At 61.5% G+C, this 25,452-nt stretch carries 21 protein-coding genes; 16 read left to right on the top strand and 5 right to left on the bottom strand.

The window, feature by feature from the left end:
* Positions 1-2: 2 nt before the first annotated feature.
* A complete protein-coding gene (gene glnE / locus DARO_RS17030; protein WP_011289056.1) occupies positions 3-2,702 on the bottom strand; it encodes a bifunctional [glutamate--ammonia ligase]-adenylyl-L-tyrosine phosphorylase/[glutamate--ammonia-ligase] adenylyltransferase in 2,700 nt (899 codons plus the stop codon).
* Between the two features lie 101 nt (positions 2,703-2,803).
* On the opposite strand from glnE, the gene DARO_RS17025 reads away from it, so the two are divergent.
* The 5 genes from DARO_RS17025 (at position 2,804) to DARO_RS17005 (ending at position 10,522) form a co-directional block, all read left to right on the top strand.
* Positions 2,804-6,727: a YhdP family protein gene (locus DARO_RS17025; RefSeq protein WP_011289055.1), complete on the top strand. Its 3,924-nt coding sequence runs from the start codon at positions 2,804-2,806 to the stop codon at positions 6,725-6,727.
* On the top strand, positions 6,724-7,533 hold the full coding sequence (locus tag DARO_RS17020) for a carbon-nitrogen hydrolase family protein (RefSeq protein WP_011289054.1): 810 nt from the start codon (positions 6,724-6,726) through the stop codon (positions 7,531-7,533). Before DARO_RS17025 ends, DARO_RS17020 begins: the two co-directional genes overlap by 4 nt.
* Before the next feature lie 10 nt (positions 7,534-7,543).
* Positions 7,544-8,989 (top strand): metalloprotease TldD, encoded by a 1,446-nt coding sequence (tldD, locus tag DARO_RS17015; protein ID WP_011289053.1) that lies wholly within the window; start codon positions 7,544-7,546, stop codon positions 8,987-8,989.
* 28 nt (positions 8,990-9,017) lie between these two features.
* On the top strand, positions 9,018-9,635 hold the full coding sequence (locus tag DARO_RS17010) for a c-type cytochrome (protein ID WP_497462992.1): 618 nt from the start codon (positions 9,018-9,020) through the stop codon (positions 9,633-9,635).
* 104 nt (positions 9,636-9,739) lie between these two features.
* Complete coding sequence (locus DARO_RS17005; protein ID WP_049758760.1) at positions 9,740-10,522, top strand: type IV pili methyl-accepting chemotaxis transducer N-terminal domain-containing protein; 783 nt, start codon at positions 9,740-9,742, stop codon at positions 10,520-10,522.
* Positions 10,523-10,550: 28 nt separating this feature from the next.
* Here DARO_RS17005 and DARO_RS17000 read toward each other — a convergent pair whose 3' ends face one another.
* The gene (locus DARO_RS17000) at positions 10,551-11,651 is read right to left on the bottom strand and encodes a PA0069 family radical SAM protein (protein WP_041225179.1); all 1,101 of its coding nucleotides are present in this window, start codon (positions 11,649-11,651) and stop codon (positions 10,551-10,553) included.
* A 51-nt stretch (positions 11,652-11,702) separates the two neighbouring features.
* Between DARO_RS17000 and aroG the strand changes: the two genes are divergently transcribed.
* The 4 genes from aroG (at position 11,703) to DARO_RS16980 (ending at position 16,854) form a co-directional block, all read left to right on the top strand.
* Positions 11,703-12,782 (top strand): 3-deoxy-7-phosphoheptulonate synthase AroG, encoded by a 1,080-nt coding sequence (gene aroG / locus DARO_RS16995; RefSeq protein ID WP_011289049.1) that lies wholly within the window; start codon positions 11,703-11,705, stop codon positions 12,780-12,782.
* Between the two features lie 274 nt (positions 12,783-13,056).
* Positions 13,057-14,787 carry a nitrite reductase gene (locus DARO_RS16990; RefSeq protein ID WP_011289048.1) on the top strand — a complete coding sequence of 577 codons (1,731 nt, stop codon included), beginning with the start codon at positions 13,057-13,059 and terminating at the stop codon, positions 14,785-14,787.
* A 101-nt stretch (positions 14,788-14,888) separates the two neighbouring features.
* Positions 14,889-16,376: a type IV pili methyl-accepting chemotaxis transducer N-terminal domain-containing protein gene (locus tag DARO_RS16985; protein WP_011289047.1), complete on the top strand. Its 1,488-nt coding sequence runs from the start codon at positions 14,889-14,891 to the stop codon at positions 16,374-16,376.
* Between the two features lie 169 nt (positions 16,377-16,545).
* Positions 16,546-16,854 (top strand): c-type cytochrome, encoded by a 309-nt coding sequence (locus tag DARO_RS16980; protein WP_011289046.1) that lies wholly within the window; start codon positions 16,546-16,548, stop codon positions 16,852-16,854.
* Positions 16,855-16,970: 116 nt separating this feature from the next.
* Here DARO_RS16980 and DARO_RS16975 read toward each other — a convergent pair whose 3' ends face one another.
* The 3 genes from DARO_RS16975 to DARO_RS16965 form a co-directional block, all read right to left on the bottom strand.
* Positions 16,971-17,792, bottom strand: coding sequence for a crotonase/enoyl-CoA hydratase family protein (locus DARO_RS16975; protein ID WP_011289045.1), 822 nt, complete (start codon positions 17,790-17,792; stop codon positions 16,971-16,973).
* Positions 17,793-17,871: 79 nt separating this feature from the next.
* On the bottom strand, positions 17,872-18,081 hold the full coding sequence (locus tag DARO_RS16970; protein ID WP_011289044.1) for a hypothetical protein: 210 nt from the start codon (positions 18,079-18,081) through the stop codon (positions 17,872-17,874).
* Between the two features lie 52 nt (positions 18,082-18,133).
* Positions 18,134-18,724, bottom strand: a complete 591-nt coding sequence (locus DARO_RS16965; RefSeq protein ID WP_011289043.1) for a cob(I)yrinic acid a,c-diamide adenosyltransferase — start codon at positions 18,722-18,724, stop codon at positions 18,134-18,136.
* Positions 18,725-18,786: 62 nt separating this feature from the next.
* On the opposite strand from DARO_RS16965, the gene hyi reads away from it, so the two are divergent.
* The 7 genes from hyi (at position 18,787) to DARO_RS16930 (ending at position 25,415) form a co-directional block, all read left to right on the top strand.
* The gene (hyi, locus tag DARO_RS16960) at positions 18,787-19,560 is read left to right on the top strand and encodes a hydroxypyruvate isomerase (RefSeq protein ID WP_011289042.1); all 774 of its coding nucleotides are present in this window, start codon (positions 18,787-18,789) and stop codon (positions 19,558-19,560) included.
* A gap of 78 nt (positions 19,561-19,638) precedes the next feature.
* Positions 19,639-19,857 carry an MOFRL family protein gene (locus DARO_RS16955; protein WP_497462991.1) on the top strand — a complete coding sequence of 73 codons (219 nt, stop codon included), beginning with the start codon at positions 19,639-19,641 and terminating at the stop codon, positions 19,855-19,857.
* A gap of 5 nt (positions 19,858-19,862) precedes the next feature.
* Positions 19,863-21,344 (top strand): FAD-linked oxidase C-terminal domain-containing protein, encoded by a 1,482-nt coding sequence (locus DARO_RS16950; protein ID WP_041225172.1) that lies wholly within the window; start codon positions 19,863-19,865, stop codon positions 21,342-21,344.
* A complete protein-coding gene (gene glcE, locus DARO_RS16945; RefSeq protein ID WP_011289040.1) occupies positions 21,344-22,393 on the top strand; it encodes a glycolate oxidase subunit GlcE in 1,050 nt (349 codons plus the stop codon). The genes DARO_RS16950 and glcE overlap by 1 nt, the downstream gene beginning before the upstream one ends.
* A 12-nt stretch (positions 22,394-22,405) precedes the next feature.
* Entirely contained in the window at positions 22,406-23,641 is a 1,236-nt protein-coding gene (gene glcF, locus DARO_RS16940; protein WP_011289039.1) for a glycolate oxidase subunit GlcF, read from the top strand.
* The gene (locus tag DARO_RS16935) at positions 23,638-24,531 is read left to right on the top strand and encodes an HDOD domain-containing protein (protein ID WP_011289038.1); all 894 of its coding nucleotides are present in this window, start codon (positions 23,638-23,640) and stop codon (positions 24,529-24,531) included. Before glcF ends, DARO_RS16935 begins: the two co-directional genes overlap by 4 nt.
* An 86-nt stretch (positions 24,532-24,617) precedes the next feature.
* The gene (locus DARO_RS16930) at positions 24,618-25,415 is read left to right on the top strand and encodes a protein phosphatase 2C domain-containing protein (RefSeq protein ID WP_011289037.1); all 798 of its coding nucleotides are present in this window, start codon (positions 24,618-24,620) and stop codon (positions 25,413-25,415) included.
* The last annotated feature ends 37 nt before the right edge of the window (positions 25,416-25,452 follow it).

Genomic DNA, 25,452 nt, shown 5'->3' with positions numbered 1-25,452 from the left:
CCCTAGCGGGTGCTGAAAACGCTCTCCCAGAGCGTTTCGACAGCCGCAATGTGCGGTTCCACCGCTTCGCGCGGCACCAGGGCCTTGGGGTTGGCTGACAGGCGTCTGGCGTGTTGCAGGCGCCGGTATTCGCGATAGGCGTTGCCGGCGGCTTCTGCTTGTAGCGGATCGATCAGACCCAGTTCGCCGGCCATGCGCAGCAGGGCGATGTTGCCGAGATTGCCGGTCAGGCTGGCGTGCTGGTGGGCATAGCCAAGGATCAGATACTGGACGATGAACTCGACATCGACGATCCCGCCGATGTCGTGCTTGAGCCCGAATTCGGTTTCGCTCTTCGAGGCATGCGCGTCGAGCATCTTGCGGCGCATGGCGACGACCTCTTCCTTCAGTTTGGCGAGGTCGCGCGGCTGGCGCAGGATTTCGCAGCGGATTTCCTCGAAACGCTGGCCGACCGCCGGGTCGCCGGCGCAGAAGCGGGCGCGGGTCAGGGCCTGGTGCTCCCAGACCCAGGCGTTGTTCAGCTCGTAGTCGCGGAAAGCGTCCACCGAGACAGCGAGCAGGCCGGAGTCGCCGTTCGGGCGCAGTCGAAGGTCAGTCTCGAACAGGATGCCGGCCGAGGTCTGGCTCGATAGCCAGGAATTCAGGCGTTGGCCGAGGCGGGTGTAGTTTTCCGGGGCATCCTGATCGTCGTCTTCATAGAGATAGACGAGGTCTAAGTCAGAGGCGTAGCCCAGCTCCTTGCCACCCATCTTGCCGTAGCCGATGATCGCAAACTTCGGCGTTTCGCAATGCCGTTTCTTGATCGTTTTCCAGCACAGCGGCAGGGTTTCCTGGACGATGGTATCGGCCAGTTCGGTCAGATGGTCGGACAGGTGCTCGATGGTCTGCAGGCCGGCCAGATCCTGGGCCAGCAGCCGGAAAACCTGGCCGTGGTGCACTTCGCGCAGGATGTCCATTTCGCGTTCGGTATCGCCGGCATGCTGGGCCAGGTTGGCACGCAGATTTTCACGGAAGCCAGTCCAGTCGGTGGCGATTTCGTAGAGGCGCGGGTCGAGCAGTTCGTCGAGGAGCAGCGGGTGGCGGTTCAGGTATTCGGCCGCCCAGTTGGAAGCGCAGATCATGTCGGCGACGCGCCGCAACGCCATCGGGTACTGCTGTAACAGGGCCAGATACGAGCCGCGGCGGGCAATCGCTTCGAGGAAGGTGATGCCGCGGGCCAATGTCGTGTCGGGTGCGCCGGTGGCGCCAGCGGCTTCGATCAGGCGTGGACCGACCGCGTCGAGGCGGGAGCGGTTGGTGGCCGGCAGCTGCTGGTAGCGGCTGGAGGCACGCAGTTCGGCCAGGCGGGTGATGGCCTCGCGCGGGTGCCGAAAGCCAAGGTTGCCGAAGGCTTCGATGGCGGTTTCTTCGTCCATCTGCCCCTGCCACAGGCCGATTAGCGGATGTTCGCCGGCCTCGGGATCGGAGAAGACGGCTTCGAAGTGGCGGCTGACCTTGTTGCGATGGTCGTCGAGTACCGCGAGCATCGAGGCCCAGTCCGGGAAGTCCATGCTGCGGGCGATCTTGGCCTTTTCGCTGTCTTCGAGTGGCAGCATGTGCGTCTGCTTGTCTTCGACATACTGCAGTCGGTGTTCAAGGCGGCGCAGGAAGACGTAGGCTTCACGCAACTCCTGCTCGGTCTCGGCCGGGATCAGCTTGCGGTCGACCAGCAGCGCCAGCACCGACAGCGTCGGCCGGATCTGCAGCGCCATGTCGCGGCCACCGCGAATCAGCTGGAAAACCTGGGCCATGAATTCAATTTCGCGAATGCCGCCCGGGCCGAGCTTGACGTGGTCGGCCATGTCCTTGCGTGCCACTTCGCGGCGGATTTGCGCGTGCAGGTCGCGCATGGCGTTGATGGCGCCGAAGTCGAGATACTTGCGGAAAACGAAGGGCCGGCCAATTTTCTGCATCGCCGTCACCCACTCGGGTTGTAGATTGGCGCCGGCATTCATGGTCCGCCCCTTGATCCAGGCGTAGCGCTCCCATTCTCGGCCCTGGGTGATGAAGTAGTTCTCCAGTGCATCGAGCGAGCAGACCAGCGGGCCGGAATCGCCGTTCGGTCGCAGGCGCATGTCGACGCGGAAGACCTGGCCATCCGCGGTCAGGTCGCCAAGGGCGCCGATGATGCGTTTGCCGAGGCGGGTGAAGAAGTCGAAATTCTCGATGCTCTTCGGGCCAGCCGTATCGCCGTCTTCCGGGTAGATGAAGATGTAATCGACGTCGGATGAGACATTCAGCTCACGTCCGCCGAGTTTGCCCATGCCGATGATCAGCAGGCGCTGCGGGCGGCCCTGCTTGTCGAGCGGCTCGCCATAGGTGGCGACCAGCTGGCGGTGGTAGTAGTCGAGCGCGAAATTGGTCGTCACGTCGGCGAGCAGGGTCATGCTCTCGACAATCTCGGCCAGCGGCGCCAGCCCGCCCAGGTCGCGCAGGATAAGATGGGCCATGGCGCGATGGCGCAGGCGGCGCAGCACGGAACGGACAGCATCGTCGTCGGCAAATTCCCGCTGCAGCGGCGCCAGCAGGAGTTCCTCGGACAGTGGCTGCTGCCAGGTGGCGGCCAGCTCCGGGATCAGGTCCGGGCGGGAATTAAGCAGATTGGCCAGATAGCGGCTGTGGTCGACAGCGGCTTTCCAGCGGGGATCGAGGGTGGTGTCCATGATGGTCGGTCGGCGGTTTAGCCGAAAAGGATAGAATGTTGGTTTTCGCTATCTCCTGATTGTAGTGACCTATTACCTTCCATGGCAAAGCGGCTTGACGCGTGAGTGAACCGCGGCGCCAAAATTCCAGCGTAATTTCGCCGGACGTTCGCATCGGGTTGTATCACCGCCTGCATTGGCTGTGGCCTATTCTGGCCAAGCCGGCGGTCGGTCGCGGCTTGCGCATCCTGGGCTGGAGTGTTTTGGCTGCCTGGCTGGTCTTTGCCGTTTTGGTGCTGGCCTTGCGTTATACCGTGCTGCCGAAAATTGCCGACTACCGGGTGCAGATCGAGCAGGCGGCGTCACGGGCGGTCGGGCAGCCGGTCACGATCGGTCGGATCGAGGCACACTGGCAGGGGCTGAATCCGGATTTGGTGCTCGACGACGTTGTGCTCGCCGATCGTCAGGGGGTACCGGCCTTTTCGCTGGCGCGGGTGGAAGGGGTGCTGTCCTGGCAGACGCTGTGGCGCCTGCGACCGACCCTGGCCTTGCTGGCCTTCGACGGCCCGGTGCTGCATGTGCGCCGGGAAACCAACGGCAAGCTGACCGTCGCCGGTATGGATACCGAGGGCGAGAGCGACCCGGCCTTTGCCGAATGGGTGCTGGAACAAAAGCGCATCCGCATCCGCGATGCCACCATTGTCTGGGATGACCGGTTGCGCAAGGCGCCGCCGCTGGTGCTGGAAGATTTGCAGTTTGCCCTCGATAACAGCGGTCGCCGTCATCGCTTCGGGCTATCGGCGGCGCCGCCGGATGCGCTGGCGGCACGCATCGATATTCGCGGCGAGGTCAAGGGCGATCTTGGTGAAGCGCTGGACAATTTGTCGGGCAAGGTCTTTGTCGAACTCGATTACGCCGATCTGGCCGGTTGGCAACCGTGGGTCGATTACCCGGTACATCTGCCGCAGGGCAGAGGTGCCTTGCGCATCTGGGGCGATATTGCCGACGGCGCCGGCAAGCTGACCGCCGATGTGGCGCTGGAGGAGTTGCGTATCAGCCTCGGTCGCAAGCTGCCGGAACTCGATCTGGCCAGCATGCGCGGCCGCCTTGAGGGTCGCTACAAGGCGGATGAATGGGCGCTGGCTGGCCACAAGGTCGAGTTGCTGACGCAGGATGGCATCCGTATTGCACCAACCGATTTCAAGGTTGAATGGCGACAGGACCCGAAGAGTGCGGCGATCAGCGGCAACGCCAGTGCCAGTTTCCTCGATTTGTCGGTGCTGGGGCATCTCGCCTCTTACATGCCGCTGGATGCCCAGAGCCGGGACCTGCTGACCCGCCATCGTCCGCAGGGTCACATCACTGAACTGAAGGCAAGCTGGGCGCTGGATGGCGAGACCCTCAAACGCTACAGCCTGAAGACGAGTTTCCGCGATTTGGGCATCGAGGCGGATCGCTATTTTCCCGGGGCTTCGGGGCTGTCCGGCAATATCGATCTGACCGAAAAAGGTGGTGAGTTGACGCTGAATTCCGGCGCCTCCGGCTTGTCGCTGCCTGCCATTTTCCCCGAGCCGGATATTGCGCTGGATGCCCTGAAAGCCCGGGCCAGCTGGAAAAATTCGGCCGAGGCTGTCGCTATCAAGCTGGAAAAACTGGAATTTGCCGGTCCCGATGCGGCTGGTTCGGCCCTTGGGACTTATCGCTACACCGGCGAAGGGCCCGGCGAAATCGACCTGACGGCCAGTGTCGACCGTGCCGACGGCCGTGCCGTCTGGCGCTACATGCCGCATGTGGTCAATGCCGAGGCGCGGAACTGGCTCAAGCGCGGCATTGTTGCCGGGCATGGCTACGATGGCCGGTTGGTGCTCAAGGGCAATCTCAAGGATTTTCCGTTCCGTGACGGCAAGGGCGGCAAGTTCATCGTCACCGCCAAGGCCACCGAGGCCAAGATCGACTACGCGGCGGGCTGGCCGACCATCGAACATATCGATGCCGACATGAGTTTCGGTACTGGCATGAAAATCGTCGCCAGCAAGGGGCGTATCCTCGGCGCCGGACTATCGGGGGTGACGGTGGATATTCCCGATTTCGAATCGCAGGAGGAAATGCTGCTCGTGCGTGGCCTCGCTCAGGGGCCAACCACGGAATTCTTCCGCTTCATGGAACAGAGCCCGGTCTCCGACAAGATCGATCACTTCACCGATGGCATGAAGGCGGTGGGCAATGGCAGCCTGAGCCTCGAACTCGACATCCCGCTGCGCCATGCGCTCGATACCAAGATGCGCGGTGACTATCGTTTTCAGAACAACCAGTTGCAGCCCCTGGCCGGTCTGCCGCCGCTGACCCAGGTCAATGGTCGACTGCTGCTGACCGAGAGTTCGGTGGTCGCCCAGGACATCAGCGGCCGGGTATTCGGCGGACCGCTCAAGGTTCTGGTCAGAAGCGCCGGTGACAAAGTCGGCGTGGTGGCTAGCGGCACGGCGAATATCGGCGAGGTGAGCAAGCACTTCGGCTGGCCGCTGATCAACCATTTGACGGGCAGCGCTGGCTGGAAGGCCGACATCAACATTCGCCGCCGCAATGCCGAGGTCGTGGTCGAGTCGGATCTGCTGGGCGTCAGCTCGCCGCTGCCCGAACCGCTGAACAAGAACGCGACAACGCCGCTGGCCTTGCGTATCGAGCGGTCCACGCCCGATGCCCAGCGCGAGCAATACCGGATTACGCTCGGCAAGATCGGCCAGGGGGTGATCGTGCGCCGGCTGGATAACTGGGAGCGTGGTGTTTTCGCCGTCGGCGACGCCGAGCCGCGTCTGCCCGACAAGGGGCTGGCTGTTCGCGTCGCGGTGCCGCGGATCGATGCCGATGCCTGGAAAAATTTCTTGCCCGATAACGGAAACGGGGCGGCAACGGATGGCAGTGGCCTGGCCTTGAATGTCGTAACGCTGAGAACGCCGCAACTGCGTCTGTTCGAGCGTGACTACAACCAGGTCGATGTCAGCCTGCGACCACGCGATGGTGGCTGGCAGATCGGTCTCAACACCCGCGAGGCGATTGGCGATGTCTTCTGGAAAAGCGCTGGCGAAGGCTGGGTCGAAGGCAACTTCAAGCGACTGGTGGTGCGGCCGGCTACCGAAATCGGCGAAGGCAGCACGACCTTGATCAACTCGCTGCCCGGGATGAGTCTGGTCGTTGAGGATTTTTACATCGGCGACAAGGCGCTCGGCAAACTGGATTTGAAAGCGCGTAACGACAAGGGGGCGTGGCACCTCGATACCCTGAACTTGCAGAATCCGGATGGCGCCCTGAAGGGCAAGGGCGTCTGGATCAATAACGGGCGACATCAGACCCGGCTGGAATTCGATCTGGCGGCCAAGGACATCGGCAAATTGCTGGACCGGCTGGGCTACGCCGATACGGTGCGTCGGGGCAGCGCCAAGCTAACTGGCGACCTGCAATGGGGCGGCCCGCTGACCGGCATCCATTACCCCTCGCTGACCGGGCAGATGACGGTCGAGGCCGAGAAGGGGCAGTTCAATAAACTGGAACCGGGTGTCGGCAAGCTGCTTGGCCTGATTTCGCTGCAATCCTTGCCCCGTCGCCTGACGCTCGATTTTCGCGACATTTTCAGCGATGGCCTGGCATTTGACAGCATCGATGCCAAGCTGGCCATTCGGAAAGGCGTCATGCGGACCACCGAGCCGCTACGGATCAGCGGTCCGGCCGCCCAGGTCGAGATGCAGGGCGAAACCGATCTGAAGAATGAGACGCAGGATCTGCAAGTCGTCGTCCGGCCTGAGCTGGGCGGGCTGGCGGCCGTCGGTACGGCGGCGTTGATCAACCCGGTGGTCGGGGCGGCGGCGCTGGTTGCCAACACCGTGCTGCAAAAGCCGCTCAACCGCCTGTTCAGCTATCGTTATCATGTCACCGGTACCTGGGCCGATCCGAAGATCGACAAGGCCGGCGAGTCCCCGCCGGGACTTAAACCGAAGCCCGAAGAAGAGAGTAAACCTGTGGAAAGCAAACCAGCCATGGAAAGCAAACCTTGATCAAGCAGAATTGCCGCATCGCCGCCTTGCAGATGGTTTCCGGGCCGCGTGTCGCCGAGAACCTGGTCACCGCCGGGCGACTGGTCGACCAAGCCGTCGAGCAGGGCGCCCAACTCGTGGTGCTGCCCGAGTATTTTCCGATCATCGGGGCGGCCGATGCCGACCGGGTGCGGGCGCGTGAGGAATTCGGGGATGGCCCGGTTCAGGAATGGCTGGCCGAGACGGCACGGCGCTACCAGTTGTGGCTATTTGCCGGTTCGATTCCTTTGGCCGCCAGCACTCCCGACAAGATGCGCAATTCCAGCCTGGTCTTCAACCCGGCTGGCGAGTGCGTACGACGCTACGACAAGATTCACCTGTTCGGTTTCAAGAAGGGCGATGAGTCCTACGATGAGGCCAGCTTCATCGAGCCGGGTGATCAACCCGTCGCGGTGGATACGCCCTATGGTCGCATCGCCCTGTCGATCTGCTACGACCTGCGCTTCCCGGAGTTATACCGGGCTTTGGCCCCGGTCGACCTGATCCTGGTGCCGGCCGCCTTCACCGAAACGACCGGTCGGGCGCACTGGGAAATCCTGCTGCGCGCCCGGGCCATCGAGAACCAATGTTATCTTCTCGCTGTCGGACAAGGCGGCCGCCATGAAAACGACCGGATGACGCACGGCAACAGCATGATCATCGACCCCTGGGGTGAAATCCTCGACCGCAAGCTGAAGGGGCCGGGCGTGGTCATCGCCGACCTCGATCACCAACGTATCGCCGAAATTCGCGAGAGCCTGCCGGCGCTCGCACATCGCAAACTTTAAGGAAGTATCCATGATGCAAAACAGCGCGCTGGCGCAAGCCGAATCCCTGCTGCTGGCCCCCTTCTCTCTGACCGAAGGCGACCTGACGCGGACCTTTGGCCAGATCCTGACGCATCAGGTCGATTACGCCGACCTCTACTTCCAGTATTCCCGTTCAGAGGCCTGGAGTCTCGACGAAGGCATCGTCAAGTCGGGCAGCTTCAATATCGACCAGGGCGTTGGCGTTCGCGCCCTGTCCGGCGAAAAAACGGCCTTTGCCTACTCCGATGACATCAGCGCCATGGCGCTGGGCGATGCCGCCAAGGCCGTGCGGGCGATTGCCGCGGCCGGCCAGAGCGGCATTCTGCCGGCACTCTCAGCCACGACGGCGGCCCGCTCGCTGTATGTGCCGCACGATCCGATCGCTTCCCTGCCGGCGGATGCCAAGGTCAAACTGCTCGAACGTCTTGAAGGTTTTGCCCGCTCGCTCGATCCACGGGTGATGCAGGTCATGGCTTCGCTAGCCGGGGAGTATGAGGTGATCCTCGTCGCCGGTTCCGATGGCCGTCTGGCCGCCGATATTCGTCCGCTGGTCCGCTGTTCCATTTCGGTGATCGTCGAGGAAAACGGCAAGCGTGAACAAGGTTCGGCCGGCGGTGGTGGCCGTTTCGACTTTGGCTATTTCGACGACGAGATCCTGCAGCGCTACGCCAAGGAAGCGGTGCATCAGGCGATCATCAATCTGCACGCCGACCCGGCCCCGGCCGGCCAGATGACGGTGGTGCTCGGTTCCGGCTGGCCCGGCATCCTGCTCCATGAAGCGGTTGGCCACGGCCTGGAGGGCGATTTCAACCGCAAGGGCAGTTCGGCCTTTAGCGGCCGTCTCGGCCAGCGCGTCGCCGCCAAGGGCGTTACCGTGATCGACGACGGCACCATTGCCGATCGTCGTGGCTCGCTCAACATCGACGATGAAGGCAACACCACCCAACGTACCGTGCTGATCGAAGACGGCATCCTCAAGGGCTACATGCAGGACAGCCTGAATGCCCGGCTGATGGGTGTTTCGCCAACCGGCAACGGGCGTCGCGAATCTTTTGCCCATCTGCCGCTGCCGCGCATGACCAACACCATGATGCTGGCCGGCGAGCACGATCCGGCTGAAATCATCAAGTCGGTCAAGAAGGGTATCTACGCGGCCAATTTCGGCGGCGGCCAGGTTGATATTACCAGCGGCAAGTTCGTTTTCTCGATGAGCGAGGCCTACCTGATCGAGGATGGCCAGGTGACCCGCCCGATCAAGGGAGCGACGCTGATTGGCAATGGTCCGGATGCGCTGACCCGCGTCTCGATGATCGGTAACGACCTCAAGCTCGACCCCGGTGTCGGCACTTGCGGCAAGGATGGCCAGAGCGTGCCGGTCGGTGTCGGGCAGCCGACTTTGCGGATTGATGGACTCACCGTCGGAGGCACGGCATAATCCCTACACATTGTGGTGGGATTGTATGATGCGTTCATTTCTTTTGCTGGCCGGTTTGTTTGTGTCGACAACGGTTTTCTCTCAGCCGACCGCGCCGGAGCGGCTGAAAACGGTACAGGCCGACCCGGCAGCCTTGAAGGCTGCCGTCGAAGCCGGCAAGAAAGCCACCTTCTTTTGCGCCAACTGCCATGGCGAAGACGGGGTCAGCAAAACCCCCGAAGTGCCGAATCTGGCTGGTCAAAATCCGGCCTATCTGCTTGAGCAGATTCGCAAGTTTGGCAGCGGTGAGCGCAAGGATCAGTTCATGCAAGGGCTGATCAAGGTCCTCAAGGACGAGGAGCGCGTCCAGGTTGCGCTGTATTACGCCAGTGTCACGGTGCCTCCATCGGCGGCGGATAGCGCCAAGGTGCCTCACGGCAAGGAGCTTTTCACCAAGCTGTGCGTTCGCTGTCATGGCGAGCAGGCGCGTGGGAATGAACTCTTCCCCCGCCTGGCTGGGCAGAAACTACCTTATCTGCAGACCACAATCGCCCGTTATCGTGACGGTACGGGAATTCGCAACAACCAGTTGATGTCTATCGCAACATCGACCTTGAAAAACGAAGATATCGCGGCCGTTGCCAATTACCTGACGCAGTTGCCTTGATCGGCAATTTTACAGTCGTGGCACATTGTTGATTTTCATCATGGTTTAGCCAGCCTCGGGGTTGCTATTGTCTTATTCCAAAGACAATTCATGCCGGAGGCCCCTTGAAGATCATTTTCAGTTTGATGTTTGCTGCCGTTCTCGGCATGGCGGGCGGCGAGGCGCTGGCCCAGATCGGCGATAGCAATTCAGCCATCAACAAGGCGGGCTCCCTGCGCTTTCAGGCGCACCGGATGGCCCGTCTCTACCTCCAGACTGGCATGGGCATCGAAACCGATCGCTCCAGGCGCCAGCTGGAGAGTGTTTCCGGCCTTTACGATCGCCGTCTGATCGAGTTGAAAAACTATGCGCCGACCCCGGAAATCAAGGAGACCTACGTTTCCCTGGAGAAGGCGTGGATTGGCTACAAGGATTTGCTATTCGGCAGCAAGGTGTCGCCGGAGAACGCCCGAAAAATTGTCGAGGTCAGCGATCAGCTCGTCGCCATCGCCAATAAGGCGACCGGGCAACTGACGAGCTACGCCGGTAGTGCCCAGGGCGGGCTGGTGAACGTGTCCGGCCGTCAGCGCATGCTGTCCCAACGCATGAGCAAGTATTTCCTGGCCGTGGCGTGGGGCGTGGCACCGGCCAACGCACAGGGCGAGATCAACAAAGACAAGGCCGAGTTTGTCCAGAAGCTGGATGAACTGGCGGCGGCACCAGTCAATACGCAAGCGATCAAGGATGAGCTGGGACTGGCACGCCAGCAATGGGCTTTCTTCGAGAATGCCCTGGCCGGGCGCGAGGTCGACAAGAAGAGCAGTCAGATCAACGTGGCGACGACCAGCGAGCGAATCCTTGAGGTGATGGACGGCGTCGTCGGCATGTACGAGAAGCTGGCAAAGTAGGGGGCGGGCCGCCTGCCTGGCAAGACAGTCAGAATAAATCGAGCTGACCGTTCCGCTCTATCCTGGCGCCTCGGATGAATTGCGAGGTGTCGAGGGCAGGTGGGGACTCGCTCAGTCCGAGGCGTCGGCAAGCCAGTTCGAAACGCTGGCGGATCAGTTTGGCGAAGTGACCGAGGCCGGTCATCCGGCTGCCGAAATTCGGGTCATTGGCCCGCTGTCCGCGCAGATCGTAAAGCACCGACATGACCCGCGCCGCCTTCTGGGGGGCGTGCCATTCCAGCCATTCCCGGAATAGTCCGGCCACCTCGTGGGGCAGGCGGAGCAGCGTGTAGCTGGCATGGCTGGCGCCATGTTCGCGGGCGGCGCCCAGCAATTTTTCCAGTTCGTGATCGTTGATGCCGGGGATCAGCGGGGCAATGAATGCCGAAACCGGTATGCCGGCAGCGCTCAGTTTTGCCATCGCTTCAAGCCGGGCGTGCGGGGCACTGGCTCGTGGTTCGAGTTGGCGCGCCAGCGGTCCGTTCGTAGTGGTCAGCGAAATGGCGATATGGGCCAGATTTTGCTGCGCCAGTTCAGTCCACAGGTCGAGGTCGCGAATGATCAGCGAGGACTTGGTCACCACGCTGACCGGGTGCCGCGTTTCGAGTAGTACTTCCAGCACGGCGCGAGTCAGGCCCTCCTGGCGCTCGAAAGGCTGGTAGGCATCGGTTGCCGTACCGAGGGCGATGGTCGAACATACGTAGCCGGGCTTGGCCAGTGCTTCACGCAGCAGGCGGGGGGCATCCGGCTTGGCGAAAATTTGCGTTTCGAAATCCAGCCCCGGCGACAGGCCCAGATAGGCATGGGTCGGTCGGGCATAGCAGTAGATGCAGCCGTGCTCGCACCCCCGGTAGGGATTCAGCGATTGGTCGAAACCGAGATCGGGTGAGTCATTTCGGCTGATGATGCTTTTCGCACGGTCGACCAGCAGGCGGGTTTGCGGCAAGGCGGGTTCAGATGCTTCCCAGCCGTCGGCCATGTTTTGCCGGGTGTCGGTGCTGAAGCGGTGGTCGACATTACTTACCGCGCCGCGCCCCTTAATCGGCGTGGCCGGAATTTCCGCAGAAGGGGAGAGGTCGAAATCTTCCATGCTCATCCGGTAGAATGCCGGGTTTCCAGCAATATTTGAATGGGGCAGGCCATGATGCCGCAAAGTAAACCGAATACCGACGACCTTCGCATCAAGGAAATCAAGGAGCTGGTGCCGCCAGCCCACGTTTTCCGCGAGTATCCGGTGTCCACTCGGGCGGCGCAAACGACCTATGTCGCCCGCCAGGCAATTCACCGCGTGCTGCATGGCGCCGACGACCGCCTGCTGGTCGTCATCGGCCCCTGCTCGATCCATGACTACGAACTGGCCATGGATTACGCCAAGAAACTGGCCAAGGAAGCCGAGAAATACGCCGAGGACCTGATCGTCGTCATGCGCGTCTATTTTGAAAAGCCGCGGACCACAGTTGGCTGGAAAGGCCTGATCAACGATCCGCGCATGGACAACACCTTCCGCATCAACGAAGGCCTGCGTCTGGCCCGCCGCATCCTGCTTGAGGTCAATGAGCTGGACCTGCCTTGCGCCACCGAGTTCCTCGACACCATCACGCCGCAATACACCGCCGACCTGATCGCCTGGGGCGCCATCGGTGCGCGCACCACCGAGTCGCAGGTGCACCGCGAGCTGGCTTCCGGCCTTTCCTGCCCGGTCGGTTTCAAGAACGGCACCGACGGCAACATGCGCATTGCCGTGGATGCGATCCGCTCGGCCAACTCGCCACACCATTTCCTGTCGGTGACCAAGTCCGGCCACACCGCCATCGTGTCGACGATGGGCAACGAGGACTGCCACGTCATCCTGCGCGGCGGCAAGGAACCGAACTACGACGCGGCCAGCGTCGATGCCGCATGCACCGAAATCGCTAAATCCGGCCTCGCCGCCCGGCTGATGGTCGATTTCTCGCACGGCAACAGCCGCAAGCAATACAAGCTGCAAATGGAAGTCTGCGACAGCGTGGCCGAGCAGATCGCCGGTGGCGAAGACCGCATTGTTGGCGTCATGGTCGAATCGCACCTCGTCGAAGGCCGCCAGGACATCTCGCCGGACAAGCCGCTGACCTACGGCCAGAGCGTGACTGATGCCTGTATCAACTGGGATGACAGCCTGAAAGTGCTCGAGAAACTGGCAGCTGCCGTCAGGGCAAGACGAGTCGCCGAAGCGTCAGAGTAAGCGGCGAGCGTTCGCAAAAGCGCAAAAGGCCCGACCGGTTCGCCGGTCGGGCCTTTTGCTTTTTCAGGAAAGAAAATCCCGGTCATTTCTCCTGCCCGTTGGGGCGGTGTTGGATTGCCCGCTTTGTCGCAGCTTGATTGTTATCAAGACCAAAATCGTCCGGGGGGCGCCTGAATTGGTGCTTCCTGATCCCTTTGATTTTGGTCAAAGAAGCAAAGCTCAGGCTTGCGAGAGTGCCGGTCCTTATTCAAATTTTGAGAGGGTCAAGGGAGTCATGATTTCAAGAAAATTCAAACGTAGCGGCCTTGCGGCATTGCCGCTCCTGGCGATGCTGGTCCAGTTCGCCTTTGCCGGGACGCCGTCCGAACACGGCGATGGCGCGATGCGCGACTACCAGGCGGCTGGCGGTTCGCCGCTGGCTGACGTGAAGATGCACCAGGATATCAACCCGCTGGCGCCCAAGATGTCGGAAACCGAGTTCGACAAGGCCAAGCGTATCTTCTTCGAACGCTGTGCCGGCTGTCACGGCGTGCTGCGCAAGGGGGCGACCGGCAAGCCGCTGACTCCCGACATCACCCTGGGAAAGGGGCTGGAATACCTGAAGGTCTTTATCAAGTACGGTTCGGCCGGCGGCATGCCGAACTGGGGCACCTCCGGCATCCTGACCGACGATGAAGTCGACCTGATGGCCCGCTATATCCAGCAGACGCCACCGGCCCCGCCAGAATTCGGCCTGAAGGATATGGAAGCCTCGTGGAAGGTCATCGTCCCGGTCGATCAGCGGCCAAAGCGGAAAATGAACAACATCAACCTGGAGAACATGTTCTCGGTCACCCTGCGCGATGCCGGCGAAATCGCGCTGATCGACGGTGACAGCAAGAAGATCATCAGTATCCTGAACACCGGCTATGCCGTTCATATCTCGCGTATGTCGGCTTCCGGTCGCTACATGTTCGTGATCGGCCGCGATGCCAAGATCAACCTGATCGACCTGTGGATGGAAAAGCCGGATACCGTGGCTGAAATCAAGGTCGGCATGGAAGCACGCTCGGTTGAAAGCTCCAAGGCCAAGGGCTTTGAAGACAAGTATGCGATTGCCGGTACCTACTGGCCGCCGCAGTTCGTGATCATGGATGGCGACACGCTCAAGCCGCGCAAGATCGTTGCCACCCGCGGCATGACCGTCGGCACGCAGGACTACCATCCCGAGCCGCGTGTCGCTGCCATTGTTTCCTCGCACTTCAATCCGGAATTCTTCGTTAACGTGAAGGAAACCGGCATGGTCTATTCGGTCGACTACCGCGACCTGAACAACCTGAAGATCAAGATGATCGAAGCCGCTCCCTTCCTGCATGATGGTGGTTTCGAGTCCACGCATCGCTACTTCATGGATGCTGCCAACGCCTCCAACAAGATCGCGGTCATCGATACCAAGGAAGGCAAGCTGGAGAAACTGGTTCCGGTCGGCAAGACGCCGCACCCGGGCCGTGGCGCCAACTTCATCGATCCCAAGTTCGGGCCGGTATGGGCAACGGGCCACCTCGGCGACGAGAGCATCACGCTGATCGGCACCGATCCGAAAAAGCATCCGGACAATGCCTGGAAGGTTGTCCGCACGCTGAAGGGGCTGGGCGGTGGTTCGTTGTTCCTGAAAACGCATCCGAAGTCGAAGAACCTGTGGGTCGATACCACGCTCAATCCGGAAGCCGGTATCAGCCAGTCAGTGGCCGTTTGGGATATCAACAACCTGGAAAAGGGTAGTGAGTTGATCCCGATCGGCGAATGGTCGGGCATCAAGGATGGTCCGAAGCGCGTTGTCCAGCCGGAGTACAACAAGGCCGGTGACGAAGTCTGGTTCTCCGTCTGGAACGGCAAGGATCAGGAATCTGCCATCGTGGTGGTCGATGACAAAACGCGCAAGCTGAAGGCCGTCATCCGTGATCCGAAGCTGGTCACGCCAACCGGCAAGTTCAACGTTTTCAATACGCAGCACGACGTCTACTAAGACTAAAGAGGGGGCATGACTCCTCCAAGAGAGGAGTTATGTCCCCTTGCCTTTTTGCTTAGTATGTTGCCAGGAAAAAACCGTCAGGAAGCACACACCAATTGAACGTTCGCTTTAACGATCCGCGTCGAGCCCAGCGCGAACTGCTCTCCGGAAGCCAGTTCTTCGCTGGCCTGTCGCCTGCCTTGCTCGACGAACTGATCGCCGCGAGCCGCCTGGTCGAACTTTCCGCCAACCAGGCGCTTTATGAAGCCGGTGAACCGATCCGTGAGGCGCATTTGCTGTTCCATGGTAGTGTCAAGCGCAGTGCGACCATTCCCGGGGGCGCGATCAAGGTCATTGAACTCGTGCAGAGCGAGCAACTGCTCAGTCTGGGCGAAATATTCGGCGCTACTCACTATGCCTCCACCTGTTGCGGCATCACGCAGGCCTTGCTGGTGGCAATCGATATCCGCAAGTTGCGTGAGGCCACCCAAAATTATCCTGACTTGAGCTGCCGGATCATTACGGCTCTGGCCCGTCGGCAATTCGCGACCGAATTCGATGTGACCAGTCACCATTACGGCCTGACCGGTGCCCAGCGCTTGCTTGACTATCTGCTCGAAACGGCTGGCGAACGAGCTGGTCTGGCCGGCGAGACGACCGTCGTTCTCAAGGCCAGCAAAAAAGTGATCGCGGCGCGCATCGGCATGACGCCGGAGTCCTTGTCCCGCAACCTGCGCGAACTGAGCGACAACGGCGTTATCGTCGTCGATGGCCGCAAAGTCCATATTCAGAATGCCGCCCTGCTCGATACGGTCAGCGGCGACACCAAACAGCGGCTCAATTTCGGCCGAAAGCGTAAAGGCAATGCACTGACTGCCGAGCCGCCGCTGTCGGTTGGCACCCTGGTCAACATGTGTGGCCGTCTGCGCGTGCTTTCGCAGCGCATGGCCATTGCATGGGGCATGATGGTTTCCGCTATTGCGCCCCATAAGGCGCTGATCAAACTCCGGCAGCTGGACAAGGAATTCGAGCGCAACCTGGCCCGTCTCGACAAACTCGAACTGGCCCCGGATCTCACCGAGAAACTGGCCCTGGTCAAGCTATTTTGGCCGCGCTACCAGCAACTGATGGACAGTGAAGAGATCTCCGCCCAGCGGGTTGAAGAGGTCTTCGAACTGAGCGAGGAACTGCTCGAGGCGACCGATGCGCTGACCGGCAGTGCTGCCGGTCTGGGTGGGCTGCCCGAAGCGCACTACGTCAATATGGCCGGCCGCAATCGCATGCTGTCACAGCGTATCGGCAAGTTCTTCCTGTTTCGCGAGTGGGCCAGTCTGGACCCAAGAATTGCTGCGCTGATACCGCCTTCCTGCCTGGAATTCGAAAGTAATCTACAAGCCCTGGGAAAAACCGGAAATACGCCGCCTGAAGTGGCTGCCCAGCTTCGGGTGGTGGCCAGCCAATGGCAAAAGTTCATCCGCTCCTTGTGCCCGGACCTCAGCCATGCTGCCAGGACCCAACATGCCCGCCTGGTCATGGCTGAAGGCGAGCGCTTGCTGCGCAGCGTCGACACCACCGTCAAGTTATTTGAACGCCTGACCAAGTAGGCGATTGAGCGGGGCGGTAGGGTGTCTGGTCTTGATGCTGATCAATTCGGCGAATTGCGCGGAGCCCCATCCGGCCGTGCCTTTGCCGGCTTTTGATTCCCATCAAAGCGCCGATTTTTCCAGCCGCGACATTACGCCCTCGCATTATTTCAACCAGGGGTTTATCCAAATGAAAGCTGTTCATATTGCAATGATGTTTGCCGTTGGTCTTGGCGTCTCCGGCCAGGTTTTTGCCGACGAGGCACTGGCCAAGGCCAAGAACTGCATGTCCTGCCATGCCGTCGACAAGAAATTGGTCGGCCCGGCCTACAAGGATGTTGCCGCCAAGTACAAGGGTGATGCCGGTGCAGTCGACAAACTGGCAGCCAAGGTCAAGGCCGGTGGCAAGGGCGTCTGGGGTGAAATCCCGATGCCGCCGAACAATGTGACCCCTGACGAAGCGAAGAAGCTGGTTACCTGGGTGCTTTCCCAGAAATAACAAGCGCCAGTCGTCCATGCATTGACCGGCGCTTAGCCGGTCTTTTTTTGCCCGGGAGGTGCTGCTTACTTCGTCATCACCCCCTGGGCACTAGCGCTAACACGCAGAGAGCTGCCTTAATCGGCGAATTTCGGTAGGCGGCGTTGTTGTTGGGCGGTGATCGATTCGTTCAGGTCGGCGGAAAGCAGCATCGCCGCATTCCAGGTGGCGACGTAGTTCAGGCCATCGCTGACCGAATGCTCACGGCTGTAGTTCATCACTTCCTTGAGGCCGCGCGTGGCGAGCGGGGATTTGGCAGCGATGCCCAGCGCCAGTTGGCGGACTTCTGCCGACAATGTGGCCGGGGTGGAGAAAGTCCGGTTCACCAGCCCCAGCTTTTCAGCTTCGGCTGCATCGACGTTGCGGCCGGTGTAGGCCAGTTCGCGGGCCATGCCGTCGCCGATCAGGCGAGGCAGGCGTTGCAGAGTGCCGACATCGGCGACCATGCCGAGGTCGATTTCCTTGATCGAGAAAATGGCATCTGCTGCGGCGTAACGCATGTCGCAGCAGGTGACCAGATCGAGCGCACCGCCGACGCAGGCGCCCTGGATGGCGGCGAGCACTGGCTTGCGACAGCGCTCGATGCTGCTCAGGCAGTCCTGCAGGTCGAGGATCAGGCGGCGCAAGGCTTCGCGACTGCGGGCGCCGTCCGGGTTGGCGATCTGTTGCTGAACACCGGCCAGCATGGCGAGGTCGATGCCGGCGCAGAAGTTCTTGCCGGCCCCGGACAGGATCGCGACGCGGGCTTGCGGCGTGCTATCGACCCAGTCGAAGGCCTGGCGGATTTCCTGCCACATCGCCGCATTCATTGCATTCGATTTGTCCGGGCGGTCGAGGCAGACCTCGGCGATGTGCTCGCTGAGGGTGATGGTGAGGGTGCTGAATCCGGGCGTTTGCATCGGCTTGTCTCCTGATGGTTTATGGATTTTTGGCCGATGTTACGCGAATTATTTGGCGCCGAGGCGCCAGGGGGGCTGGTCAGGCCATGCCAGCCAGGGCTGCTGCGAGGTCGGCGTTGTCGTCCTTGGCCTCGACCTTGCCGTGCTGGCTCTCGATTTCGACGACGTAGCCAAACTCGCGCAGCGTTTCGGCCCAGTATTCCGCCTCTTTGCGCGTAGGGTGCCAGGGCCCGTGTTCGATGATTGGACGCTCGGTGCCGTTGCGATAGGTGGTCTTGACGCGGAACACGGTTTAACTGGGCTCTAGTGGGCTACCGGGCTTGACCGGATCGCCGAAAGTATCAGGCAGCGTTCTTGCCTTTCTGCCACAGCACGTCGCCACGTCCGCCGGCCCGGTTCAGGGCACGGCCGAGGATGAAGAGCAGGTCGGACAGTCGGTTGATGAAACGACGGGCGGCATCGGACAGCGGTTCGGTGCCATGCAGGCGAACCATGGAGCGTTCGGTGCGCCGGCAAATGGTGCGGCAGACATGGGCGATGGCCGCCGGGCGGGTACCGCCGGGCAGGATGAATTCCTTGAGCATCGGCAGGTCGCGGTTGAACTCTTCGGCCAGTTCTTCGAGACGGGCGACTTGTGCATCCTTCATGATGGCCATGCCGGGCAGGCAGAGTTCGCCACCCAGATCGAACAGGTCATGCTGGATGTCGAGCAGTGCGGCACGAACGGGGGACGGGATGTCCTCGCAGAGCAGCAGGCCGATGTTCGAATTGAGTTCGTCGACTTCACCGATCGAATCGATGCGCAGGCTGTCCTTGGTCGTCCGGCTGCCATCACCGAGACCGGTGGTGCCGGCATCGCCGGTGCGGGTGACGATCTTCGAGAGCCGGTTGCCCTTGCGCTCGGTATCGGTGTTGTTCTGGATTTCGCTCACAGTGTTTCTCCTTCAATGGGCCAGATTATACTGACAGCCCCGTGCAACAGACTGTCATTCCCATGCCAAAGTTCGCCGCCAATCTCAGTTTTCTGTTCACCGACCTGCCCTTCCATGATCGTTTTCAGCGGGCAGCCGCCACCGGGTTTCAAGGCGTCGAATATCTCTTTCCCTACGATTGGCCCGCGCACGAGGTGGCCGACTGGCTGAAGGCGGCGGACGTCGAGCAGGTATTGTTCAATTTGCCGCCCGGTGACTGGGCGGCCGGCGAGCGCGGCCTGGCCTGTCTGCCGCACCGCCAGGGGGAGTTCGCGGAAGGGGTCGAGCTGGCGTTGAATTACGCCATACTGCTCGACTGCGAGCGCGTGCATTGCATGGCAGGGTTAAGGCCGGGCGGGATTTCGGAGGCGGAACTGGCAGCGACCTATATCGCCAACCTGCAATTTGCTGCCGACCGATTTGCCACTGTCGGGGCGACGGTGATGATCGAGCCGATCAACAGTCGCATCGACATGCCGGGCTATTGGCTGGACGACGTCAACAAGGCCCTGCGCCTGATCGAATCCATCGGCCGCAGCAATGTGAAACTGCAGCTCGACCTTTACCACGCCCAGATCATTCAGGGCGACCTGGCACGGACGATTGAAGAAAACATCGAGCACATCGGCCATGTCCAGATTGCTGATAATCCCGGTCGCCATGAGCCGGGCACCGGCGAGATCAATTATCCCTTCCTGTTCAACTTGCTCGACCGGCTAGGTTACGCCGGCTGGGTGGGCTGCGAATACAAGCCGCTGACGACGACCGAGGCCGGTCTTGGCTGGTTGCCCAAATGAGCGCGCGTCAGGTTTTGCGCAGCTTGTTCGATGCGGCCATTGCGGCAGCTGATCCCGCGCTGTGCGTGCCGCCAGATGATGGCGGCCGACACTGATGGCATCGACGGCAGCGAAGACAATGCCGGCGCTTTCGTCGGTCCGGAGTCGCTGGCCCGGGCACGTGCTGCTGGCCTGGATCCGCGCGCCCATCTGGCGACCAACGACGCCTGGGGATTTTTCGCCGGCCTTGGCGATCTGCTGGTCACCGGGCCAACGCGCACCAACGTCAACGACTTTCGCGCCATCCTCGTAGAATGACCGTCATGACACCTGCCGAGCCCAGCTTCCAGACCGACCGTGCCGTCCTTGCCCGGCGCCTGCAATTGATTTTGCCGGCCCATTGCCTGCTGACCGAGGAAGAAGACCTGCGCCCCTACGAGTGCGACGGCCTGACGGCTTATCGCGAATTGCCAATGGCCGTCTGCCTGCCGGAAACTGAAGGCCAGGTCATTGACGTGCTGCGCAATTGCCACCAACTCGGCGTGCCGGTGGTGGCGCGGGGGGCGGGTACAGGACTTTCCGGCGGGGCGATGCCGCATGCCCAGGGCGTGGTCTTGTCGCTGGCCCGTTTCAACAAGATTCTGCGTGTCGACCGCGAGGCACGGCTGGCTGTCGTGCAACCCGGCGTCAGAAATCTCGCGGTGTCCGAGGCGGCAGCCCCGTTCGGTCTCTATTACGCGCCGGACCCGTCCTCGCAAATCGCCTGCACGCTGGGCGGCAACGTGGCCGAAAACTCGGGCGGCGTGCATTGCCTGAAATACGGCCTGACGGTGCATAACGTGCTGCGCATCCGCGTCGTCAGCATCGAAGGCGAGGTGTTCGAGATTGGCTCGGAAGCACCGGATGCGCCCGGCTACGACCTGCTGGCCCTGCTGATCGGCTCTGAAGGCATGCTCGGCGTGGTCACCGAAGTCACCGTCAAGCTGGTGCCCAAGCCGGAACTGGCGCAGGTGGTGATGGCTTCGTTCAACGATGTCGCCAAAGCCGGCGATGCGGTAGCGGCGATTATCGCCGCCGGCATCATTCCGGCCGGGCTGGAGATGATGGACAAGCCGGCGACGGCGGCCGTCGAGCCCTTCGTCAAGGCGGGCTACGACCTGAAGGCCGAGGCCATCCTGCTGTGCGAAGCGGACGGTACGCCGGAAGAGGTGGCCGAGGAAATTGCGCGCGTGACCGAGGTGCTGAACGCAGCCGGGGCCAGCGATATCCGCGTCTCGCAATCCGAAGCCGAGCGCCTGCGCTTCTGGGCCGGGCGCAAGGCGGCCTTCCCGGCGGTCGGCCGCATCACGCCGGATTACTACTGCATGGACGGCACCATCCCGCGCAAACGGCTGGCAGAAATGCTGTCGGCCATCACCGTGATGGAAAAGAAATACGGCTTGCGCTGCGCCAATGTCTTCCACGCTGGCGACGGCAACCTGCACCCGCTGATCATGTACGACGCCTCACAACCCGGCAACTGGGAACGCGCCGAAGCTTTCGGGGCCGAGATTCTCGAGTTGTCAGTCGCGCTGGGCGGCTCGATTACCGGGGAGCACGGCGTCGGCATCGAAAAGATCAACCAGATGTGCTCGCAGTACGCGCCGCCGGAACTGGCAGCCTTTCATCGCATCAAGGCGGCCTTCGACGAAACCGGGCTGCTCAATCCCGGCAAGGCCGTGCCCAGCCTGCATCGTTGCGCCGAATATGGTCGCATGCACGTGCATCATGGTGACGTGAAATTCCCTGAACTGGAGCGTTTTTGATGCAGCTCGACGATATTGTTTCAGCCGTCCGCTCGGCTCGGGAAAGCCACACCCCGCTGCGCATCCGCGGTGCTGGCAGCAAGGATTTCTATGGCGGCCTGCTGGCCGGCGAGGTGCTCGATGTCGCCGCCCATCGCGGCATTGTTGCCTACGAACCGACCGAACTTTATCTGACCGCCCGCTGCGGTACGCCGCTGGCCGAGATCGAGGCGGCGCTGGCCGAAAAGGGGCAGATGCTGGCTTTCGAGCCGCCGCACTTTTCGGGGGCGACGGTCGGTGGTTGCGTTGCCGCGGGTCTGTCCGGCCCGCGCCGGCAGCAAGCGGGGGCAGTGCGCGATTTCGTGCTCGGCGTGAAGCTGGTCGATGGCAGCGGGCAGGTGTTGAATTTCGGCGGCCAGGTCATGAAAAACGTCGCCGGTTACGACGTTTCCCGGCTGATTGCCGGCAGCCTCGGCACGCTGGGCGTGATCGCCGAAGTGACGCTGAAAGTGTTGCCCAGGCCGGTGGCCGAGCAGACGCTGATTTTCGCAATGGATTCGGGCGAGGCGCTACAGAAACTCAACCAGTGGGGTGGTCAGCCGCTGCCGGTTTCGGCGTCTTTCTGGCATGAGGGGCGCTTGTGGCTGCGTCTTTCCGGGGCAAGGGCTGCAGTCGAGACTGCCAGCCGCAAGCTGGGCGGTACGCCGGCGGTTAACCCCGATCAACACTGGATTTCAATTCGCGAACAAACGCATCCCGCTTTCTCTGGTGAAATCCTGTGGCGCCTGGCCGTGCCTTCGACTGCGCCATGCCCGGGGCTGGATGGCCTGCGGGCCATCGAGTGGGGCGGTGCGTTGCGCTGGTACGCGGGGGAACAGGCGGCGGTGCGCGGTGCTGCGTCCCGTCTGGGCGGTCATGCCGTGCTCTATCGGGCACCGGAGTCCTTGCGTTGTCTGGAGGGGGCATTCGCTCCCTTGTCGCCGGCCTTGCTGGCTCTGCACCGGCGCCTGAAAAAAGCCTTTGATCCCCGGGGTATCCTCAATTCCGGTCGTTTGTATGCGGAGTTTTAGGGGGATGCGCTGATGGATACCAAAATTACTGATGAACTGCGTGCCACCCATGCCGGCCAGGTTGCCGAGGAAATCCTGCGCAAGTGCGTGCACTGCGGTTTTTGCACGGCAACCTGCCCGACTTACCAGCTATTGGGCGACGAACTGGATGGCCCGCGCGGCCGCATCTATCTGATCAAGCAGGTGCTCGAGGGCAAGGCCGTCACCGAGAAGACGCGCACCCATCTCGACCGCTGCCTGACCTGCCGTTCCTGCGAAACGACTTGCCCGTCGGGGGTCAAATACAGTCATCTGCTCGATGTCGGGCGCGCGGTCGTCGAGGAAAAACTGCCGCGCCGACTCAGCGATCGATTGACCCGGGCCTTGCTCAAGACGGTGCTGCCCAACCCGGCGCTGTTTGCGCCAGCGGTTGCTGCAGGTCGGCTGTTGAAACCCTTGTTGCCCTCGTCGCTGGCTGACAAGCTGCCGCCGACCCAGCCTGACGGCCGACCGTGGCCAAAGCCGGCGGGGCATTCCCGCCGCATGCTGTCGCTGGCAGGATGCGTTCAGCCCTCGCTGGCGCCGAATATCAATGCGGCGACTGCGCGTGTGCTGGACCGGCTGGGTATCGAATTGTTCGAGGAGGCCAAGGCAGCTTGCTGTGGTGCCGTGCGTTTTCACCTGAACGATCAGACCGCCGGCAAGAATGACATGCGCCGCAATATCGACGCCTGGTGGCCGCATGTTGAAGCGGGTGTCGAAGCGATTATCGTCACAGCCTCCGGCTGTGGCGTGCAGGTCCGGGATTACGGCCACATCCTGGCTGATGATGTGGCCTATGCCGGAAAAGCGGCAAGGATCAGCGCCTTGTGCCGCGATCCGTCGGAGATCCTGGCCGCCGAAATGGCCGGCCTGTCGTCCTTGTTGTCCGCCCGGGCGCAGCAGCGCGGCAAGCTGGCCTTCCATTCGCCCTGTACCCTGCAGCACGGGTTGAAGCTGCGGGGAGCGATCGAACAGGTATTATCGAAGGCTGGCTATGAGCTGACGCCGGTGGCCGATAGCCACTTGTGCTGCGGCTCGGCCGGTACGTATTCCGTGCTGCAGCCCGAGTTGGCCGGCCGCTTGCGGGAAAACAAGCAGGCCGCCCTGAATGCGGGTGGCCCGGCACTGGTGGTGACGGCCAACATTGGCTGCCTGACCCATTTGCAGGCCGGTAATACTTTGCCGGTTCGGCACTGGATAGAATTGATTGACGAGGTTATCGAATGAGTAGCGCAGGGTCGTCCGTTTTTGAAATAACGCAGTCGCTGGGAGAGGTCGATGCTGCCCGGATCAAGCGCCTGCTTGAAGGGGGGGTGAAGATTCCCCCCCAGCCACGCGTGCTGGAAGAATTGCGCAAACACATGCAGCGCAGCGAAATGGATGTTCGCCTGCTGGCCAAGGTCATCAACCAGGATCCGGGACTGACCGCCATGCTATTCAAGGTGGTTGGTAATTCGGCCTACCGACAGCACCAGCCCTTCGCTTCTGTTGAGGAGATCCTGCACGCCGTCGGCGTGCGCCAGACCTTCAACTTGGTGCAGGCCATCGCCCTTTCAGGCGCAGGAGAGATCAAGAAGAACCGCCTCATTTACGAGGCTTTCTGGGCGCGTTCGCATGCTATCGGGCAGTTCGCCATGCTGATTGCCGATGAGCGCATCGCGGTTTGCAACGTCTTTCCGGATCAGGCCTATCTGGCCGGCATCTTTCACGATTGTGGCGTGCCGCTGCTGATGCAGCGTTTTTCGACCTATTGCGCCGAGATGCGCCTGGGAACGCCCGGTTGCTGGACCGACCTGGCCGAGGAAGACAGAAAATTCAATGCCGACCATTGTGTGGTCGGCTATCTGGTGGCCCGTCACTGGCATCTGCCGGAATTTCTTTGCGATGCCATTCGCTATCACCATGCCATTGGCGAGCTGGGCTTGCATGAGTCGCGCAGCATGGTGGCCATTCTTCAGCTGGCGGTCGATATCTATTACCGTGACCAGCGTATTCCGAACCCGGAATGGGATCGGATCAAGAGCGAAGTATTGCCTGAACTCGGTCTTAATGAAGAGGCGCTTCCCGAGTTCGTGGATGTGATTCTGGAACGCTTCCAGGACAGCATCGAGGCCTGAATGAAGATTGCCAATGCCGGTTACGACACAGTGTTAAGCGGAAATCATGGCTTCCGTGATAATCTTTCCGGCCACAAGGAGGGGTGATGGCGATAGCAGTAGATGCCTGTGCGGCGCAGCACCAGGGAGACCGCAAGGAACAGCAGGACCGCGTTGCAATATTGCCGCATGCCCGAGCCAGAGGGGTGGCGCTGGCGGTGGTCGCCGACGGCATGGGCGGGCACACCGGTGGTGCCTTGGCGGCAGAACAAGTGGTGCACACGGCAAAAACCAATCTTGATCAGTTTTCAGCGGCCGATGAGACTTCGCAGAAAATGCTTGAAAACAGCATGCGCGAGGCTCACACCATGATCAAGGCTTCGCGCTTCATGAACGAAATGGATCCGCATAGTACGGCGGTGATGCTGTTGCTGCAGCCAGGGCGGGTGACCTGGGGATATTGTGGCGATAGCCGCCTTTACCATTTTCGCGGCAAGAAACTTGTTGGCCGGACAGTTGATCACTCCTATGTCGAGCATCTGGTGGCGACCGGGAAAATCACCCCGGAGCAAGCACTGACTCACCCCAACCGCAACGTGCTGCTCGCCTCTTTGGGCGGGGCGGATGACCCGAAAATTACGCTGGACGAGGTGACTGAGCTAAGCCCCGGTGATGCTTTCGTGCTTTGTTCAGATGGTCTGTGGGCCTACTTCGATGATGAAGAGCTGGGGGCGCTGGTTGCCGACAACTCGGCTCGTCAGGCGTGTGAGATTCTGATCGACAAGGCGCGTCAACGCGCCAAGGGGTCCGGTGACAACCTGTCGTTGGCGATCATCAAGCTGAACGAGGCCGTGCCGAAAAAACCGACGCCGCCGGCCGGATTTGTGCCGCGCTTGCCGACCTGACCGTTATTTCCGGTCAAAATAATGGCGCCAATCAGGC

The organism is Dechloromonas aromatica RCB (assembly GCF_000012425.1).
The sequence above is the reverse complement of the archived record's forward strand: the minus strand, read 5'-3'. Positions and strand labels throughout refer to the sequence as shown.